The sequence below is a fragment of the Pontixanthobacter luteolus genome, from assembly GCF_009828095.1.
GTDB lineage: Bacteria > Pseudomonadota > Alphaproteobacteria > Sphingomonadales > Sphingomonadaceae > Pontixanthobacter > Pontixanthobacter luteolus.
Genome location: NZ_WTYP01000002.1, coordinates 465,498 through 481,430 on the forward strand (window position 1 = coordinate 465,498; position 15,933 = coordinate 481,430).

General features: G+C 59.8%; 20 protein-coding genes. 8 read left to right on the forward strand and 12 right to left on the reverse strand.

Annotation, left to right across the window (positions count from 1 at the left end; all coding sequences use genetic code 11):
* Positions 1-77: 77 nt before the first annotated feature.
* The gene (locus GRI43_RS10740) at positions 78-1,598 is read right to left on the reverse strand and encodes a fumarate hydratase (protein WP_160731112.1); all 1,521 of its coding nucleotides are present in this window, start codon (positions 1,596-1,598) and stop codon (positions 78-80) included.
* A 186-nt stretch (positions 1,599-1,784) separates the two neighbouring features.
* On the opposite strand from GRI43_RS10740, the gene GRI43_RS10745 reads away from it, so the two are divergent.
* The 5 genes from GRI43_RS10745 to GRI43_RS10765 are packed head-to-tail and all read left to right on the forward strand — an operon-like array spanning position 1,785 to position 7,074.
* A complete protein-coding gene (locus GRI43_RS10745; RefSeq protein ID WP_160731113.1) occupies positions 1,785-2,393 on the forward strand; it encodes a protein-L-isoaspartate O-methyltransferase family protein in 609 nt (202 codons plus the stop codon).
* Between the two features lie 2 nt (positions 2,394-2,395).
* A complete protein-coding gene (locus tag GRI43_RS10750; RefSeq protein WP_235903729.1) occupies positions 2,396-3,874 on the forward strand; it encodes a TolC family outer membrane protein in 1,479 nt (492 codons plus the stop codon).
* Between the two features lie 27 nt (positions 3,875-3,901).
* Positions 3,902-4,411 carry a DUF2497 domain-containing protein gene (locus GRI43_RS10755; RefSeq protein ID WP_160731114.1) on the forward strand — a complete coding sequence of 170 codons (510 nt, stop codon included), beginning with the start codon at positions 3,902-3,904 and terminating at the stop codon, positions 4,409-4,411.
* 54 nt (positions 4,412-4,465) lie between these two features.
* The gene (locus GRI43_RS10760) at positions 4,466-6,676 is read left to right on the forward strand and encodes a dipeptidyl-peptidase 5 (protein ID WP_235903730.1); all 2,211 of its coding nucleotides are present in this window, start codon (positions 4,466-4,468) and stop codon (positions 6,674-6,676) included.
* Positions 6,676-7,074 (forward strand): (2Fe-2S) ferredoxin domain-containing protein, encoded by a 399-nt coding sequence (locus tag GRI43_RS10765; protein WP_202391698.1) that lies wholly within the window; start codon positions 6,676-6,678, stop codon positions 7,072-7,074. The genes GRI43_RS10760 and GRI43_RS10765 overlap by 1 nt, the downstream gene beginning before the upstream one ends.
* A 3-nt stretch (positions 7,075-7,077) precedes the next feature.
* On the opposite strand, the gene GRI43_RS10770 is transcribed toward GRI43_RS10765, so the two are convergent.
* A complete protein-coding gene (locus GRI43_RS10770) occupies positions 7,078-7,380 on the reverse strand; it encodes a hypothetical protein (protein WP_160731115.1) in 303 nt (100 codons plus the stop codon).
* Positions 7,381-7,490: 110 nt separating this feature from the next.
* On the opposite strand from GRI43_RS10770, the gene GRI43_RS10775 reads away from it, so the two are divergent.
* The 3 genes from GRI43_RS10775 to xth are packed head-to-tail and all read left to right on the forward strand — an operon-like array spanning position 7,491 to position 9,083.
* On the forward strand, positions 7,491-7,922 hold the full coding sequence (locus GRI43_RS10775) for a CBS domain-containing protein (RefSeq protein ID WP_160731116.1): 432 nt from the start codon (positions 7,491-7,493) through the stop codon (positions 7,920-7,922).
* A gap of 44 nt (positions 7,923-7,966) precedes the next feature.
* Positions 7,967-8,296 carry an iron-sulfur cluster insertion protein ErpA gene (erpA, locus tag GRI43_RS10780; protein ID WP_160731117.1) on the forward strand — a complete coding sequence of 110 codons (330 nt, stop codon included), beginning with the start codon at positions 7,967-7,969 and terminating at the stop codon, positions 8,294-8,296.
* A gap of 10 nt (positions 8,297-8,306) precedes the next feature.
* A complete protein-coding gene (xth, locus tag GRI43_RS10785; protein ID WP_160731118.1) occupies positions 8,307-9,083 on the forward strand; it encodes an exodeoxyribonuclease III in 777 nt (258 codons plus the stop codon).
* Between the two features lie 91 nt (positions 9,084-9,174).
* On the opposite strand, the gene GRI43_RS10790 is transcribed toward xth, so the two are convergent.
* From GRI43_RS10790 to GRI43_RS10835, 10 genes are all read right to left on the reverse strand, one after another.
* Positions 9,175-9,834, reverse strand: coding sequence for a cell wall hydrolase (locus GRI43_RS10790; protein ID WP_160731119.1), 660 nt, complete (start codon positions 9,832-9,834; stop codon positions 9,175-9,177).
* A gap of 199 nt (positions 9,835-10,033) precedes the next feature.
* Positions 10,034-10,369 carry a DUF1491 family protein gene (locus GRI43_RS10795; RefSeq protein ID WP_160731120.1) on the reverse strand — a complete coding sequence of 112 codons (336 nt, stop codon included), beginning with the start codon at positions 10,367-10,369 and terminating at the stop codon, positions 10,034-10,036.
* A gap of 8 nt (positions 10,370-10,377) precedes the next feature.
* Positions 10,378-10,842 carry a PaaI family thioesterase gene (locus tag GRI43_RS10800; protein WP_160731121.1) on the reverse strand — a complete coding sequence of 155 codons (465 nt, stop codon included), beginning with the start codon at positions 10,840-10,842 and terminating at the stop codon, positions 10,378-10,380.
* Positions 10,832-11,293: a PTS sugar transporter subunit IIA gene (locus tag GRI43_RS10805; RefSeq protein WP_160731122.1), complete on the reverse strand. Its 462-nt coding sequence runs from the start codon at positions 11,291-11,293 to the stop codon at positions 10,832-10,834. The genes GRI43_RS10800 and GRI43_RS10805 overlap by 11 nt, the downstream gene beginning before the upstream one ends.
* Positions 11,294-11,422: 129 nt before the next feature.
* A complete protein-coding gene (gene hpf / locus GRI43_RS10810) occupies positions 11,423-11,998 on the reverse strand; it encodes a ribosome hibernation-promoting factor, HPF/YfiA family (RefSeq protein ID WP_160731123.1) in 576 nt (191 codons plus the stop codon).
* A 49-nt stretch (positions 11,999-12,047) separates the two neighbouring features.
* On the reverse strand, positions 12,048-12,734 hold the full coding sequence (gene dnaQ / locus GRI43_RS10815; RefSeq protein WP_160731124.1) for a DNA polymerase III subunit epsilon: 687 nt from the start codon (positions 12,732-12,734) through the stop codon (positions 12,048-12,050).
* Between the two features lie 55 nt (positions 12,735-12,789).
* Positions 12,790-13,389 (reverse strand): dephospho-CoA kinase, encoded by a 600-nt coding sequence (gene coaE / locus GRI43_RS10820; RefSeq protein ID WP_160731125.1) that lies wholly within the window; start codon positions 13,387-13,389, stop codon positions 12,790-12,792.
* The gene (locus GRI43_RS10825; RefSeq protein WP_160731126.1) at positions 13,386-14,249 is read right to left on the reverse strand and encodes a shikimate dehydrogenase; all 864 of its coding nucleotides are present in this window, start codon (positions 14,247-14,249) and stop codon (positions 13,386-13,388) included. The genes coaE and GRI43_RS10825 overlap by 4 nt, the downstream gene beginning before the upstream one ends.
* The gene (locus GRI43_RS13975; RefSeq protein WP_160731127.1) at positions 14,246-14,830 is read right to left on the reverse strand and encodes a Maf family protein; all 585 of its coding nucleotides are present in this window, start codon (positions 14,828-14,830) and stop codon (positions 14,246-14,248) included. The genes GRI43_RS10825 and GRI43_RS13975 overlap by 4 nt, the downstream gene beginning before the upstream one ends.
* Positions 14,827-15,672, reverse strand: coding sequence for a pyruvate, water dikinase regulatory protein (locus GRI43_RS10835; protein ID WP_160731128.1), 846 nt, complete (start codon positions 15,670-15,672; stop codon positions 14,827-14,829). Before GRI43_RS10835 ends, GRI43_RS13975 begins: the two co-directional genes overlap by 4 nt.
* Positions 15,673-15,933: the final 261 nt, after the last annotated feature.

Genomic DNA, 15,933 nt, shown 5'->3' on the forward strand with positions numbered 1-15,933 from the left:
GGGCCAGCGCCGTCGTCGAGAAAGGGGCGCCTTTCGTCGAGGATCATTGCAGTTCGGCGCGTGCGTATCCACTCAAGTCAGGTCAGCAGCCCTTCCTTGGCGATCTTCTCTTTCCAGCGTGCCGGCGCAAGCGTGTGCACATTGTTGCCCTGACTATCGACAGCGACCGTGACCGGCATGTTCTCGACTGTGAACTCGTAGATGGCTTCCATGCCAAGGTCTTCGAAGCCGACGACCTTGGCTTCCTTGATTGCGCGGCTAACCAGATAAGCAGCGCCGCCTGTCGCCATCAGGTAGGCAACCTTGAACCGGCTGATCACGTCCACGGCATCCGCGCCGCGTTCAGCCTTGCCAATCATGGCGAGCAGACCCTGATCCAGCATCATCTCGGTAAACTTGTCCATCCGCGTCGCGGTGGTTGGGCCAGCAGGCCCCACAGCTTCGCCCATCACCGGATCTACCGGGCCAACATAATAAATGGCGCGGCCGCGGAAATCGACCGGCAGTTCCTCGCCCTTGGCCAGCATGTCCTGAATCCGTTTGTGCGCGGCATCGCGGCCGGTCAGCATCTTGCCCGACAGCAGCAACCGGTCGCCATGTTCCCAACCGGCAACTTCCTGCGCTGTCAGCGTGTCCAGATTCACGCGCTTTGCCTCTGAATCCGGCTGCCAGTTCACGTCCGGCCATTCATCCAGCTTCGGCTGTTCGAGGTAGGTCGGACCCGATCCGTCCAGCGTGAAATGTGCATGGCGCGTGGCTGCGCAATTGGGGATCATGGCTACCGGCTTGCCTGCGGCATGGCAGGGCGCGTCGTATATCTTCACATCGAGCACGGTCGACAGGCCGCCAAGGCCCTGCGCGCCCACACCTTGGGCGTTGACTGCATCGTATATGTCGATGCGCAGCTGTTCGATATCGGTCTTGGCACCGCGCTGTTTCAGCTGGGCCATGTCGATCGGGTCCATCAGGCTTTGTTTGGCGAGCTTCATGCAGTGTTCGGCGGTGCCGCCGATGCCGATGCCCAGCATGCCCGGCGGGCACCACCCTGCCCCCATGCTGGGTATCTGTTCGATGACCCAGTCGACGATGTTGTCCGACGGGTTCATCATCTTGAACTTGGACTTGTTTTCGCTGCCGCCGCCCTTGGCCGCGACGTCGATTTCCACCGTGTTGCCGGGGACCATCTCCACCGACAGGACGCATGGCGTGTTGTCGCGCGTGTTGCGCCGGGTGAAGGCAGGATCGGCAAGGATCGAGGCGCGCAGCTTGTTTTCCGGATGGGTATACGCCTTGCGCACCCCGTCATCGACCACGTCTTGCAGGCTGCGGGTCGAATCGAGTCGGCATTCCTGGCCCCATTTGACGAACACGTTGACGATGCCGGTGTCCTGGCAGATCGGCCTGTGCCCTTCTGCACACATTCGGCTGTTGGTGAGGATCTGGGCAATCGCGTCTTTCGCGGCCGGTCCCTGTTCCGCTTTATAGGCATCCCCCAGCGCCCGGATGTAGTCCATCGGGTGGTAATAGGAAATGTACTGAAGGGCGTCGGCGACGCTTTCAATCAGGTCTTCTTCGCGGATTGTCACCATGTCACTCATCGATTCGATACTCCTGCCGGTCGATTGCGGCTCCCATAGGCCCGCGCACCATCTAGCGTCAAAGCAGTTAGCCAATAAGGACTTGGTCGGGGGCAGCGATACGCCTAAAGCTTGAATTGACCAGCTGTGTTATTAGTGCAATACAGCTATCGAGATCCCCGCAAGGTTCAAAGTAAAGACGACGATATGACACTGACCAAGACACGCAGCGACAGCATGGACTTCACTGCAGCCCGCCGGGCCATGATCGACAGCCAGCTGCGCACCAGCGGCGTGAATGATCCGTTCGTGCTGGAACGCATGAATTCGGTTGCGCGCGAACAATTTGTTCCGGCATCCGCTCGCGGTACCGCCTATATTGATCGGGCGATCACGCTCGAAAACGGCCGCAAGATTGCTGCCCCGCTGTTCTACGGAATGGTCCTGGCCGAAGCGCAGCCGAAAATCACGGACACCGTTCTGGTGGTCGACAGCGGCAGCGGTTATCTGCCCGAATTGATCCGCCCGCTCGTCGCTTCGACCGAAGTGATCACGCCGGAAGATGCAGCGGGCAAGACCGGTTCGCGCAAGACATATTCGCTGGTTCTGGTCGATGGCGCGATCGAGCATGTTCCCGCCGGACTTGCCAAGCGTATCGCGGATGACGGCCGCATCGTCACCGGCCTTGCCAAGGATGGCGTTACGCGGCTTGCAGTCGGCCGCAAGGCCACCAGCGAAGTTGCGCTGTTGCCGCTGATCGAAATCGGCATTCCGCGCCTTTCCGAATTCGACAAGCCGACCAGCTGGAGTTTCTGACAATGCAATCACGGGCGCCGCAAAAACGGATGTTCCGGCTCGCCATGCTTGCCGGGGCTGCTGCAATTGCGTCGCCGGCGCAGGCGGATACCCTGCGCGAAGCGCTGGTCGGTGCCTACCAGACGAATCCTACTCTACAGGCCGCGCGGGCGAACCAGCGCGCCACAGATGAAAACGTGCCGATCCAACGTGCCAGCGGCCTGCCCGGCGTCAGCGCCACAGCCACGCACATCGAATTCCTGAAGCGGTCAGCCAACAGCTTTACCGCACCTGAGAGAAACCTGAGCGTCGGCGTCGATCTGGGAGTTCCGATCTATTCGGGCGGGGCCGTGAAAAACGCGGTCCGCGCTGCGAAACAGCGGGTCACCGCTGGTCAGGCCAATTTGCGCGGCACCGAATCCGCGATTTTCAGCTTTGTGGTTGCCGCGTATATGGACGTGATCCGCAATGAAGCCATCGTCGGGCTGTCGACCAACCAGGTCGAGGTACTCTCAGTCAATTTGCAGGCGACCGAGGACCGTTTCGAAATCGGCGACCTTACGCGCACCGATATCGCCCAGTCACAATCGCGCCTGGCCGTTGCGCAAAGCGATCTACGTTCGGCGCAGGCCAACCTGATACTGGCGCGCGAAAATTACATTCAGCTGGTCGGTGAAGCGCCCGACAATCTCCAGCCCCCGCCGCCCCTCCCCGGCTTGCCCGACAATGTCGCAGCCGCCATCGATATCGCGCTGGAAAACAACCCTGATCTGATCGCAGCGAAGGAACGCGCCGACGCCGCACGTTTCGATGCGAAAGCCGCCGGAGCGAGCCGTATGCCTACCGTTTCGCTGTTCGCGGGCGGTGACTATTCGGATTTTTACGGGACACTTGGCGGCCCCACTTCGGCACAGTTCGCGCAGACTGAAACCACAGCCAATGCCGGTGTGCAGATCAGCATTCCAATATTTCAGGGCGGCCGTCCTGCGGCGCTGAAGCGGCAGGCTCAGGCCCGTTCGACCGCTGCACTGGAACAGGTGATCGAAGCTGAGCGCGATGTTATCGCGCAGGTCCGCGCCTCCTATTCCAGCTGGCAAGCGGCCAATGCGATCATCGAATCATCGCTGTCTGCAGTTTCTGCCGCTGAACTCAGCCTTGAGGGCGTGCGGGCAGAAAACTCGATCGGCAACCGGACGATCCTCGATGTGCTGAATGCCGAACAGGAACTCCTCTCTGCCCGCGTCCAGCTCGTGACTGCACGGCGCAACGCCTATGTTGCAGGGTTCACTCTGCTGGCTGCTATGGGCAAAGCGGAAGCGCGTGACCTGGGCCTTGAGGATGAGGGGCTGCTTTACGACCCAACGCTCAATTACGAGCGGGTGAAAGGCCGTATCTGGGACTGGGACAGCGATCCAGAACCAGTCGCGGTTTCTACAAGAACCGTTGACATTCCAGCGTCCAACGCAGAAATTCAGACCGTTGAATCACAGCCTGGCAACTAAGCTGGGCGAATCGGGGGTCTAGTTCTCATGCGTCAAGAAGGCGAAGCATCGGTCGAGGAAATCCTCGAATCGATCAAAAAAGTCATCGCTCGCGACAATCGCACCAGCGCCGTTGTCGAGCGCCGGAAGCGTGAAACCGCCGGCGTCGCAGAAGAGGCACCGGAACCAGCAGATCGCGAAGAAGCCGACGAAGTGCTCGAGCTTGCGACCGAACACATGGTTGAAACCTTTAGCGCAGCCGATTCGGGCGTCGATGATCTGGATGGAGATGATTCGGAAGACTGCGATTCGGATGAATCGCCCCTGATGACCGATACTGCGCGTGATACCATGCGCGAAAATCTCGCTGCGCTGGCGATGCTGGCAAAGCCCGGTGTCCCTCCGCAAATAGTGCGCACAGGCGAAACTTCGCTTGAAGGCATGGTGCGCGACCTGCTCCGCCCGATGCTCGCCGAATGGCTCGATGCCAACCTGCCGGACATGGTCGAAAAAATGGTCAAAGCCGAGATTTCACGGATTGCCGGCAAGAAGGGCTGATCCCTTCGACGATTGCACTTGCACCGCGCGGACGAGCGTTTACTTCTCGCCCGCATGATTACAAAAACCGGGCGCATCGCTGCTTTCACCGTTTCTCTCGCCGCCATGGTCGCTGCCGCGCCCGCGCTGGCAGACCATCATTCCCAGCCATCCGCCGCTGAGCGGCCGCCCATGTCAGCGCAAGACCTGGTGGTCATGCCGCGGCTTGGCGATCCAATGGTGGCAAACGACGGGCGCACCGCGCTGTATTCGGTCACAGAAACCGATCCTGAAAATTACGAGCGCAGCACGCGGTATTTCCTTCAGGATCTGGCGGCACCGCAAGTCGATCCGGTTGAAATCGATCTGGGCGAAAGCGTGTTCAATCTCCAGTTCGGCAGTGATGGTAACCTGTATTTTCTGTCCGATCGCGCTCTCGCCAGCGGTAGCGAAGAAAACAACGGCGCCGACAAAGCCGAAGCCTATTCGCGGGTCTACCGCTTGCTGGTGACCGCCAGCGGAGAGGTGAGTGCGCCGAGTCTGGTGGCCGATCTGCACAACGGCATAGACGGTTTTCACCTCTCTCCCGATGGCGAAAGGATCGCAGTATGGGCGGAAATCGCGCGTGATTGCGAAGCATTCGGCTGCGCAGGCGATGGCGAGGCACACCTCACCGGTCCGGGCAGCGGGCGGCTTTACGATGCAGAAGACGGTTTCTTCCGTCACTGGGATCAGTGGGAAACGCCAGGTACCCACAGCCGCGTCTTCGTATTCGGATTGGAGAACGGCGAGGCTGTAGGCGACGGTGTCGCTCTGGATGGCGGGGACGATGATGGCGCCCTGACCGGCGATACCCCGACGAAGCCATTCGGCGGCGGTGAAGAAATTGCCTGGGCCGCCGATTCTTCCGGCGTGTGGTTCGTTGCACGGAAAGCGGATGCTGCGGAACCCACCACGACCAATACTGACATCTTCTGGTCCGACCTTACCGGCGCAGCGCCGCAGAACTGGACCGCCAACAACCGTGCGGTGGATACGCTGCCGGTGCCATCGCCCGACGGCAAATGGCTAGCCTACCTCGCCATGGAACGGGTCGACTACGAGGCAGACCGGCTCGTGATCCACCTTCGTGACTTGGAGGGCGGGGACACCCGCGCTCTGACAGAGGGATTTGACCGTTCATTCGGCTCAATCGCCTGGACGCCCGATTCGCGCTGGATTGTCGCCACCGCTCAGGACGTGCTGGATACACCAGCGTTCAAAATCGATCCGCAAACAGGCACCGTGGAGCGACTCGACCTGATGGCCGGAAACGAGGCCCATATTGGCGCGGTTACTCCGCTTAACGGCGATCGCCTGCTTTTCACACGCGATTCCATCGGCGGACCGCGCGAATTGTTTCTGTCAGAAGGCTGGGGCCAAGCACGCCCGCTGACCAAGGTTGGAATGAACATCCTTGGCAACCGCGCGTCGGTTGTCACCACGCGGTTCAACTTCGAAGGCGCGGCCGGCGACACGGTCTGGGGCCAGATTACCAAGCTGGAGGGTCAGCAAGGCCCGATCCCGGCCATTCTGTACGTCCATGGTGGACCGCAAGGATCGTTCAACGATGGCTGGTCCAGCCGGTGGAACCCGCGTGTTCTCGCCAGTCAGGGTTATGCCGTGATCTCGGTCGATTTCCACGGCAGCACCGGATACGGGCAGGAATTCACCGATGCGATCAATCAGGACTGGGGCGGCAAGCCACTGGAAGACCTTCAGAAAGGTCTCGCCGCCGCGCTCCAACTTGATGCCCAGATCGACGGCACGAAAACCTGCGCGATGGGGGCGTCCTATGGCGGGTACATGATGAACTGGATCGCCGGCAAATGGCCCGACCGGTTCGACTGCCTTGTGCAACATGACGGCCTGTTCGACATGCGCAGCTTCTACTATTCGACGGAAGAACTGTGGTTCCCCCGGTGGGATTTCGGCGGCACCTATCAGGAGCAGAAAGAACTCTACGAGAAGTGGAACCCGGTGAACCACGTGGCGAACTGGAAAACACCAATGTTGGTCATCACCGGCGAAAAGGATTTCCGCGTTCCCTATTCCCAGGGTCTGCAATCCTTCACCGCGCTTCAGGAACAGGGCGTTCCGGCGCAGATGCTGGTCTTCCCGGACGAGAACCACTGGGTGCTGAAGCCGAAGAACTCGCTCCAGTGGCACGGCACTGTATTCAGCTGGCTGGACCGGTGGCTAGGCGAAGCCGGTATCGAACCTTCCGGCGAACCGATCGCCGAATAATGAGCCGCAAGTCGGAACTGGAGAAAGCGCAGAAGGCCCTGGCCAAAATCGGCGGCGAATCTGTCGAACGGCAGATTTTCCTCTGTTCGGTTTCGGACAAGCAGAAATGCTGCAATCGCAAGGAAGGAAAGGAGGCGTGGGACTATCTCAAGAAACGCCTCAAGCAACTCGGCCTGGTCGGCCCCAGGCGGAGCGACGGGTCAGGCGGCGTGCAGCGCAGCAAGGCCGATTGCCTTCAAGTGTGCGCTGCCGGGCCGATCGCTGTAATCTGGCCGGAAAATGTCTGGTATCATTCGTGCAACGAGGCTGTGCTGGAGCGGATCATCCAGCAGCACTTGATCGGCGGAGAGGTGGTTGAGGAATTCCGCCTGACAGGTGCATCATCAGACGCGGATTAGGGATCAGTCCCTGTCCCGCTTGTCCTCATCTTCCAGCAGATCGGACACGCTTTCATCATGCCCGGTACCGCTCGACAGGAAAACCAGCCCCATCAGCGCAGATGTAAGCAGCATCATGAATCCGATGCCGAGTGCAGCTGCGATATAGAAATGCACCGATGCCGGGCTTTCCCCGTCATACAGGAGCGCCAGGGCAATACCCACGACACCAAGGGTCACCAGCATCATAAAACGCATCAGGCGGCGAAAACGGGCCCATGCAAAGGCGGCATTTTCAGGGTCGTCGAGAGGTGATTTGGGAATCATGACGCCCTAATGCTCGCCAAAAGCCGGTGTTGCAACCGGTGGCTCGCGGAGCATTTGGCAATCACCCCCGCTTCGTGGCACAATGTGCCTTTCTAGGAGGAGGTGCCCCGATGCAGATTTCACAGCTTATCGCCGACAGAGCTGGTGCGGATATCATCACATGCGATGCAGGAACCCCCGTGAAGGATGTGGTTGCAATGCTGGCGAGCAAGCGGATCGGCGCCCTGCCGGTCATGCAGGGCGGCCAGATCGCAGGGATATTTTCCGAAAGGGACCTGATTTACCGGATGGCGGACGAGGGCTCTGCCTGTCTCGACAAGACGGTGGGAGAGGTGATGACCGCGCCGGCCATTACAGTCGACAAATCGGCCAAGGTGATCGAAGCGCTGGCACTGATGACGCGCCGCCGCATCCGCCATTTACCCGTGGTCGACGGCAACGCCATGTGCGGCTTCATCAGCATCGGCGATCTGGTCAAATCACGCATCGATGAAGTCGAGAACGAGGCAGAGGCGATGCGCAACTATATTCAGACGGTGTGACCGCGCCGCTTGAGGCACTGCCCCGATATACCTACATAGGGTCCATGGCCGATACGCTCAAACTCACGACCTCCGCTGCAAAGCGCGTGGCATGGATCGCCGAAAAGCAGTCCAAACCGGCAATCCTTCGTCTGTCTGTCGAAGGCGGCGGATGTTCCGGCTTCCAGTACAAGTTCGACCTTGCCGAAGCGGCCGAGGGAGAAGATTCGGTGAGCGAGACGGACGGCGTGAAGCTGGTAGTCGACCCGGTCAGCCTCGATCTCGTCAGCGGCAGCGTCGTTGATTTTGTCGAATCGCTGGGCGGTGCGGCATTCCGGGTCGAAAACCCCAACGCGGCTGCCGGGTGCGGCTGTGGTTCCAGTTTCGGCATCTGACGCGGCAGCCATGCGGATCGCCACATACAATATCAACGGGGTGAAGGCACGCCTGCCCCGCCTCTTGGAATGGCTTGACGAAACCCGCCCCAAAGTGGCGTGTTTGCAGGAGATCAAGAGCCAGGATGAAGGCTTCCCGATCGCCGAGTTCGAGAAGATCGGATACCAGGGCATCTGGCACGGCCAGAAAAGCTTCAACGGTGTCGCGATACTCGCTGATGGCACCGCGCCGGTCGAAACACAGCGCGGCCTGCCCGGTGACCCCGAGGATGAGCAATCGCGGTATCTGGAGGCAGAGGTGGACGGTGTCCGTATCGCCTGCATTTATCTGCCCAATGGAAACCCGCTGCCCGGGCCGAAATTCGACTATAAACTGGCGTGGATGGAACGGCTGCGGGCGCGGATGAAGCATCTGTGGGACCTGGAGATACCCTGCGCCGTCGTGGGCGATTACAACGTCATCCCGGAAGACAAGGACGTCTGGTCGCCCAAGGCAATGGCATCGGACGCCCTGATGCAGCCGGAATCGCGCGATGCCTATAATCGGCTTCTCGGTGATGGCTGGACCGATGCAATCGGCACTCGCAACCCGCGCGGCGGGGTGTGGACCTATTGGGATTATCAGGCGGGTGCATGGCAGCGCGATCACGGGTTCCGTATCGACCACCTTTTACTCACCCCGGAGCTGGCTGACCGGCTGACCGCTGTGGGCGTGGACAAGGAATATCGCGGGCGCGAGAAAGCCAGCGACCACACGCCCGTCTGGGTCGAAATCACCGCTGCATAGAACGAAAAAGCCCCCTTTCCCGAAGGAAAGAGGGCTTGATTGCGACCCGGCCAGCCTCACGGCTGCGGGCAGTCTGGCGATATGTTTCGCCTTAACGGTAGAAAATGTGCGTCTTGATGGTAGCGCGTGCCGTTTTCTGGCGGCTCCATTTGGGACGAACATAATTGGCGTGGAAATAGAGCGAATCGCGTGCTTCGCTTTCCCACAAACCTTCATGCGCGATGCGGGCGATTGCCTTCGCACGCTTCCATGCGCCGGATCCTTCGCGAACACGCGGCATGCGACCGTTCTTGACGAAGCTGAACTGCGAACGCTGGTGCACAACACTGCAATAGCTGGAAGGAAAGACGTCGGAATCGGTGCGGTTGATGATAACCTGAGCAACCGCCAACTGGCCTGCGAGCGGCTCTCCGCGCGATTCGAAATAAACCGCACCGGCAAGGCAGTGCATTTCGCGCGACAATTCACCCTGAGTGGCGGTTGCGGCGACGAGTTCTTTGAGTGACGAAGCTGATGGAGCGGCGGCGTCTGCCTGCTCTTCCGTCTCGGTCTCGGCGGGCAGCGGCTGAACCACTTCTTCCGCTACAAACACGGGCACCGTTTCTTCGGTAACCGCGAGAGACTGTGAATTTTCAATCTCGGATTCGATGCCCTGTTGAGCATTCGCGCCGGAGATTTCGGCGCTTGCGAAAGTAACTGTCATGGTTGCAGCAATTGCTGCGACACCGGCAAAATGGGTCTTGCGAGCCATGTTTTCACTACATTGTGCGGTGGACGAGCACTGGCGCAGGCTGGGACCTGAAAGAATTAATCAAAAAAGGGATGGGTCCAGAAAAAGGGCCTGCCGGCCGCCCCCCGTCTGCGTGCTAACCGAATGACCGAATGCCATTCCGCCGCCTGCGCATCGGAAGTTCGATGTGCCAAATAGTTTCAACTGAAATTATGTCAACCTATTTATGTTGCAGTGCGGCAAAACGTTCCGGATGTGCGACATCCAGCTCAACGATCCAGCAATCCGGGTCCTGCTCACCCCTGCGGTGCACATATTCATCGAAAGCATGCGGGTTTTCGAGGTCTTGCTCTCTGGTAAGCTCGAAACTGCGGGTGTCGTCCAGATGCGGCATCCGCTCATAGAGACGCGCCGGACCGCCGCGCTCCAGCGTCACGATCAGGATTGTCCCTGCGTCCCGCTCGCCTTTGGAAAGGACAGTCGCAAAGCCGCCGGCTGCCTGCACTGCACGAATCAACCCAGAAACTTCCAGATGGGCAGGCAGACGAGCATCCATCGTCCGGCTCAATCCGTTCGGTAGCCGGGAAGTCCCGACAGGGAGATGTGCGAACGCATGAAGGTGCCGGTTCCGCGGCCGATTTCGTCGCCTTCTTCATCGATCAGACGCGATTCGGCCACGAATACCCGCCGCTTGCCGCTGACCCAGTGACCTTCGGCAATGACCTTGCCCTCTCGCACAGGCTTGGTGAAATGCAGGTTGAACGATGTCGTAAGGAGAAAACGGTCGGTGACGAGCGTATTTGCCGCATAGAATGCCGCGTCGTCGAGCATCTTGAAATAGATCGTCCCGTGGGCCGCACCAGCGGCGTGATAGGATTGCGGGGTAACATTGAACACCAGCCGCGAACGACCTTCGCCGGTGATTTCCAGTGCCGAATCGAACAGATGGTTTACCGGCGCAGACGCATAGAGCCGTTCCAGTGCGCGGTGGTGCAGCTCCGCGCCTTCGTTCTGCCCGTCAAGCGACATCGCGGTCCGAACTGTTGGTGAGCAAGGCGTAGAGTGCCTCGCTATCCTGCGCCTCGCTCAGGGCCTGGTGCATGTCGTCATCGCGGACCATGCGGGAAATAGCCGCCAGCGCGTGCAAATGACTGACGCCTGCATTGATGGGGGACAGAAGGCCGAACACCAGGTCCACATCCATTCCGTCCGCCGCACCGAAGTCAACCGGAGATTCGAGGCGCAGCAGGACCGCAACCGGACGGTTGATCGTATCGATACGCGCATGCGGGATCGCCACGCCGCGCCCGAACCCGGTGCTTCCCAAAGCTTCTCTTTCCTCAAGCGATTCCAGCACGGTGTCGCGGTCGACCCCGTACACGGCAGCAAAGCGATCAGCTGCAGCGGCGAGAATAGCGTCCTTGGTGCCGGCGCGAATTGCCGCGACGGCTTCGGGCAGAAGTTTGAAATTGGCGTCCATTGGCAAAACTGATTCTGTCTAACACGATCCGAAGGCTGGGTTCATGCGTACTGAGCGGCAATTTACAAGCCGCAAGTTACTGAAAAACCCGGGTAGTCCAGCCTCGACGAAAGACGTCAGGAGGACTTCTTAATGTGGTTCGACCCAACCGATCGACCCGTCACGGCGGCGATAAACCATATTATGCCGCCCGGTTCCAGCATTTTTGAAGAACATCGCGTTGGTATCGCGCAGGTCCAGCATCATGACTGCGTCAGCTACGCTGGCTTCGGGAATGTCTACTTTGGTTTCAGCGATAACCAGCGGCGAATCGCCGCCCGCTTCTTCTTCCTGTTCTTCGGGTTCAGGTGCTGATGCAAAGATAGTGTAGGCGGCTTCTTCTTCCTTCGAAGCGTGCGCAGCCTGTTCGTGGCGATCCTTGATCCGGCGTTTGTAACGGCGCACCTGCTTATCAATCTTCTGTGCAGCCTGATCCAGCGCCTGATGCGCGTCATGCGCCTCCGCATGTCCTTTGACCGTCAGCCCGTGCATCACGTGGGTCACGATGTCGCAGCTAAACGCGCCAGCCGGTGCCTTCCCGAAAGTGACGTGCGAGGATATCGCACTGCCGAAATATTTGTCGACGATCCCGTTAAGTCGGTCCGCAACGTGAGTCTGGAGTGCTGATCCGGTTTCCACCTGATGGCCTGAGACGCGAATATCCATGGTCTTATTCTCCTTATTCACTGGACCCGACGGGAAGAGGGTTCCCGACCTACTTGCCCCAAAGGGGTGACTTAATATTCTCAATAAACGCTAGATGACGCGCCAGTTCTTCAGCCGTCGCGCTATGCGGGCGCGGTTCGCGGCGCGGGCCGGTCGTAATGCTGATACTCGCCGTCTCGGTTGTTTCGACGATGACGGTTTCAGCGGCGAGTTCCAGACCGATCTGCCGGCCGCCCGTCAGTTCAACATAAACCTGGGCGAGCAGCTCCGCATCGAGAAGTGCGCCATGCTTCACCCGGTGGCTCCGGTCGACACCGTAACGCGAACACAGCGCATCAAGGGAATTCTTTGCGCCCGGATGCTTTTTGCGAGCGATGGCCACCGTATCGACCATGCGGTCCATGCTGATCGGTTCACGCTCGATCAGCGAGAGCTCGTTGTTGAGAAAGCCAAAGTCGAACCCGGCATTGTGCGCCACCAGCGGTGAATCCTGCAGAAAGTCGAGAAGATCCTGCGCCACATCACGGAACAGCGGCTTATCGGACAGGAAAGAACTGGAAAGACCGTGAACCGCCTCTGCTGCAGCGGGCATATCGCGTTCCGGATTGTAATAGCAGTGATAGCTGGCCCCGGTTTCAACTCGGTTGACCATCTCGACACAGCCGATTTCAACCATCCGGTCCCCGGTTGAGGGGTCTAGGCCGGTGGTTTCAGTGTCGAAAACGATTTCACGCATTAATTGGAATGTGCGCCTCAACCCCGCATTGCGCAAGGGGTCAGACAGATGATTTTTAGCTGGGCCGGGCGCGAAGCTTCTCGATCAGCTCAAGCACTTGCGCCCGCGTTGCGTCCAGCGTTGAACCGGTGTCGATCACATGATCCGCGCGCTCACGTTTTTCAGCATCGGGCACCTGCAATTGCAGGATATGAGCGAATTTTTCTTCGGTCATACCTGGCCGCCGGAGCACACGTTCGCGCTGCGCTTCTGCCGGGGCAGACACCACTATGATGGTGTCGACTGCCGTATGCCCCCCTTTTTCAAACAACAGCGGGATGTCGAACAGCACCATCGGCGCAGAGGCGTGTTCGATCAGGAATGCCTCGCGCTTTCGCGCAACCGCAGGGTGGACGATGGCCTCCAGCCGGGCGAGCGCATCGGGCTGGGCAAACACGAGCTTGCCAACTGCATCGCGGTCCAGCCCCCGTTCGCCGGTCGTACCGGGAAATTCAGCCTCGATCGCCGGGAGCAGTTCGCCGCCGGGTCCCTGCATCGCTCGCACTTCGGCATCGGCATCGAAAACCGGAACGCCTGCCTCTGCAAACATCGTAGCGACGGTCGATTTGCCCATCCCGATCGAGCCGGTGAGGCCGAGTATCACGGGTTTGCTCATTGCATCAGCCTTTCACGCAATTGTGCATCGTCACCGCGTGGAGGTTTTTTGCCGAAGAACAATTCGAACGCTTCCGCCGCCTGGCCGATCAGCATGGAAAGCCCATCTATGGTTGCCAGACCCTGCGCGCGGGCGTTCTTCAGGAACTCCGTCTCCAGCGGGTCGGTGACTATATCATAACATACGCTGCGGGGCGGAGCATGGCTGAAATCGAAGGGCAGGGGGGGCTGGCCGCGCATTCCCAGCGGCGTGGTGTTGACGATAAGATCGAGGCACCCTTCGCGGTCGTCGAAGGCGAAATCGGTGGGCTCCGCGAAATGCGCGAGCGGCGCGATATGGTGATCGCGAGCCCCGGTAAGTTCCGCGATCAATTCGGCCGCCTTGTCAGTGTTCCTGCCAGCAAGGACCAATACAATGTTATGCCGATCAAGCGCGGTGATGACCGCGCGCGAGGCACCGCCAGTGCCCAAAACGCGCGCCATTCGAAACAAGTGGGTCTGATCGAGCAGACCGGCGAGCGGTTCCAGAAATCCGCCGACGTCGGTGTTGAAACCCCTGAGCGTACCGTCGGGTTGCCGGACCACCGTATTCACCGCGCCGACTTTTTCCGCCAGCGGGTCCATACTATCCAGCAAAGGTATTATCGCCTGTTTATGCGGCATGGTTACGTTGCAACCTGCCCAATTTTCATCCGACCGGGCATTCGCGAGGTAATCCGCGAGCCCCTCGGGCGTGACTTGTGCCGCGCGGTATTCCGCATCGAGGTCAAGCTTCTCGATCCAGAAGCCATGTATCGCGGGCGACTTGGACTGCTTGATCGGGTCGCCGATCACCTCCGCATAGGGGCGCGGGGCGGTCACTTCGGCAACTCGCCCAGATCGCGCAGCGCGCCCAGAACTGGCAGCAGCGGCATGCCCAGCACAGTGAACTGATCGCCCGTGATGCTTTCGAACAACTGCACACCCATCGCTTCGATCCGGAATACACCGACACAGCCAGCGACAGCCGGCCATTCGGCATCGAGATAGGATTCGATAAATTCGGCTGACAATTCGCGCACTTGCAGTGACGCTGTGGCGGCATCTTGCCACAGGATTTCTCCATCGCGGACCAGCGCTGCACCGCTGTGCAATTGCATTTCCTTGCCTGAAAAGAAGCGCAGATGATCGGCGGCTGCATCGCGGTTTGATGGCTTGTCGAAGCGCTGGCCGCCAGCAACGACCAGCGAGTCGCTGCCAAGCACGATGGCGCCCGGATGGGCGGGGCTGACAGCCTCGGCCTTCGCGACCGCAAGACCGGCGGCGATTTCGGCGGGTGATGCACCGGCCATCGATTGTTCTGCGGCTCGCTCGTCTATCGAGGCCGGGACGCTTTCATAGTCAACTCCGGCGGCGTCCAGCATTGCCTTGCGAGAGAAACTTTTCGACGCGAGGACGATCATATCGGCTTGGTCCCGACCCGCGGTGCAATTTCGCGCCGCTCCCTTTCGCCGACAAGGTTGATAACCGCCGCTGCCGTTTCTTCGATCGATCGGCGGGTGACGTCGATCACCGGCCAGCCGTTGTCGGCGAACATGCGGCGGGCGAACTTCACTTCCTCGCGCACGCGTTCGTCATCGATATACGATGTCTCCGCCTGTTCGTTGAGCGAGAGCAGCCGGTTGCGGCGGATCTGCACCAGCCGTTCGGGCGCGGTGGTCAGGCCCACCACAAGGGGTCTCTTCAAGCCATACAGCGCATCGGGCGGCGGGCTTTCGATCACCAGCGGAATATTGGCTGTCTTGTACCCGCGATTGGCGAGATAAATGCTGGTCGGGGTCTTGGACGAGCGCGATACGCCCGCCAGGACAATATCCGCCTCCTCCCAGTTTTCCCACCCGACCCCGTCATCATGCGCAATCGTATAATGGATTGCATCGACCCGTTTGAAATACGCGTCGTCCATCAAGTGCTGCCTGCCGGGCCGTCCATGCGCCTCCTGCCCGAGCTGGTCTTCCAGCGCAGCGGTTACCGCATCTAGCGCCGGGACCGCAGGCAGGCTGAGCTGGCGGCAATGGTCCTCCAGTCTTTGGCGCGTCTCCGGATTGACCAGAGTGAACAGCACCAGGCCGGGATTTGCCGCAAGGTCGGGGACAATCCGGTCGAGATGCTGCTTCGAGCGGACCATCGGCCAGAAATGGCGTATGATGTCAGCATCTTCGAACTGGGCCAGCGCGGCCTTCGCAACCATTTCCAGCGTTTCGCCGGTTGAATCTGACAGGAGGTGGAGATGGAGGCGGCTCATGAGAGAATAATAGGCCCGTTTGGTCTGTGGAGAATGCTGAGCATAAAACACGGGACAAAGCTGACGACAAGTTCGGGCCCGGATTCCATGCCCAGTGCGAGTCCTTACCGAGTCCGTTTATGGACAGGTCCGCTAGCTTGTCGACAGGCTGGGGACAGCGTGGATAAGCTTTGCTTGACCAAGGGAGTCTGCAGATTCGCATCGGCCCAAAGGGTGTTCAAAGCGGGAGAAATCGGGCAGAGAGACGCTATCCCCGATTTC

What these genes read in the sequence shown, in the direction of transcription:
- GRI43_RS10740 (WP_160731112.1), bottom strand. Translation starts at nt 1,598, where the DNA reads ATGAGTGACATGGTGACAATCCGCGAAGAAGACCTGATTGAAAGCGTC.
- GRI43_RS10745 (WP_160731113.1), top strand. Translation starts at nt 1,785, where the DNA reads ATGACACTGACCAAGACACGCAGCGACAGCATGGACTTCACTGCAGCC.
- GRI43_RS10750 (WP_235903729.1), top strand. Translation starts at nt 2,396, where the DNA reads ATGCAATCACGGGCGCCGCAAAAACGGATGTTCCGGCTCGCCATGCTT.
- GRI43_RS10755 (WP_160731114.1), top strand. Translation starts at nt 3,902, where the DNA reads ATGCGTCAAGAAGGCGAAGCATCGGTCGAGGAAATCCTCGAATCGATC.
- GRI43_RS10760 (WP_235903730.1), top strand. Translation starts at nt 4,466, where the DNA reads ATGATTACAAAAACCGGGCGCATCGCTGCTTTCACCGTTTCTCTCGCC.
- GRI43_RS10765 (WP_202391698.1), top strand. Translation starts at nt 6,676, where the DNA reads ATGAGCCGCAAGTCGGAACTGGAGAAAGCGCAGAAGGCCCTGGCCAAA.
- GRI43_RS10770 (WP_160731115.1), bottom strand. Translation starts at nt 7,380, where the DNA reads ATGATTCCCAAATCACCTCTCGACGACCCTGAAAATGCCGCCTTTGCA.
- GRI43_RS10775 (WP_160731116.1), top strand. Translation starts at nt 7,491, where the DNA reads ATGCAGATTTCACAGCTTATCGCCGACAGAGCTGGTGCGGATATCATC.
- erpA (WP_160731117.1), top strand. Translation starts at nt 7,967, where the DNA reads ATGGCCGATACGCTCAAACTCACGACCTCCGCTGCAAAGCGCGTGGCA.
- xth (WP_160731118.1), top strand. Translation starts at nt 8,307, where the DNA reads ATGCGGATCGCCACATACAATATCAACGGGGTGAAGGCACGCCTGCCC.
- GRI43_RS10790 (WP_160731119.1), bottom strand. Translation starts at nt 9,834, where the DNA reads ATGGCTCGCAAGACCCATTTTGCCGGTGTCGCAGCAATTGCTGCAACC.
- GRI43_RS10795 (WP_160731120.1), bottom strand. Translation starts at nt 10,369, where the DNA reads ATGGATGCTCGTCTGCCTGCCCATCTGGAAGTTTCTGGGTTGATTCGT.
- GRI43_RS10800 (WP_160731121.1), bottom strand. Translation starts at nt 10,842, where the DNA reads ATGTCGCTTGACGGGCAGAACGAAGGCGCGGAGCTGCACCACCGCGCA.
- GRI43_RS10805 (WP_160731122.1), bottom strand. Translation starts at nt 11,293, where the DNA reads ATGGACGCCAATTTCAAACTTCTGCCCGAAGCCGTCGCGGCAATTCGC.
- hpf (WP_160731123.1), bottom strand. Translation starts at nt 11,998, where the DNA reads ATGGATATTCGCGTCTCAGGCCATCAGGTGGAAACCGGATCAGCACTC.
- dnaQ (WP_160731124.1), bottom strand. Translation starts at nt 12,734, where the DNA reads ATGCGTGAAATCGTTTTCGACACTGAAACCACCGGCCTAGACCCCTCA.
- coaE (WP_160731125.1), bottom strand. Translation starts at nt 13,389, where the DNA reads ATGAGCAAACCCGTGATACTCGGCCTCACCGGCTCGATCGGGATGGGC.
- GRI43_RS13975 (WP_160731127.1), bottom strand. Translation starts at nt 14,830, where the DNA reads ATGATCGTCCTCGCGTCGAAAAGTTTCTCTCGCAAGGCAATGCTGGAC.
- GRI43_RS10835 (WP_160731128.1), bottom strand. Translation starts at nt 15,672, where the DNA reads ATGAGCCGCCTCCATCTCCACCTCCTGTCAGATTCAACCGGCGAAACG.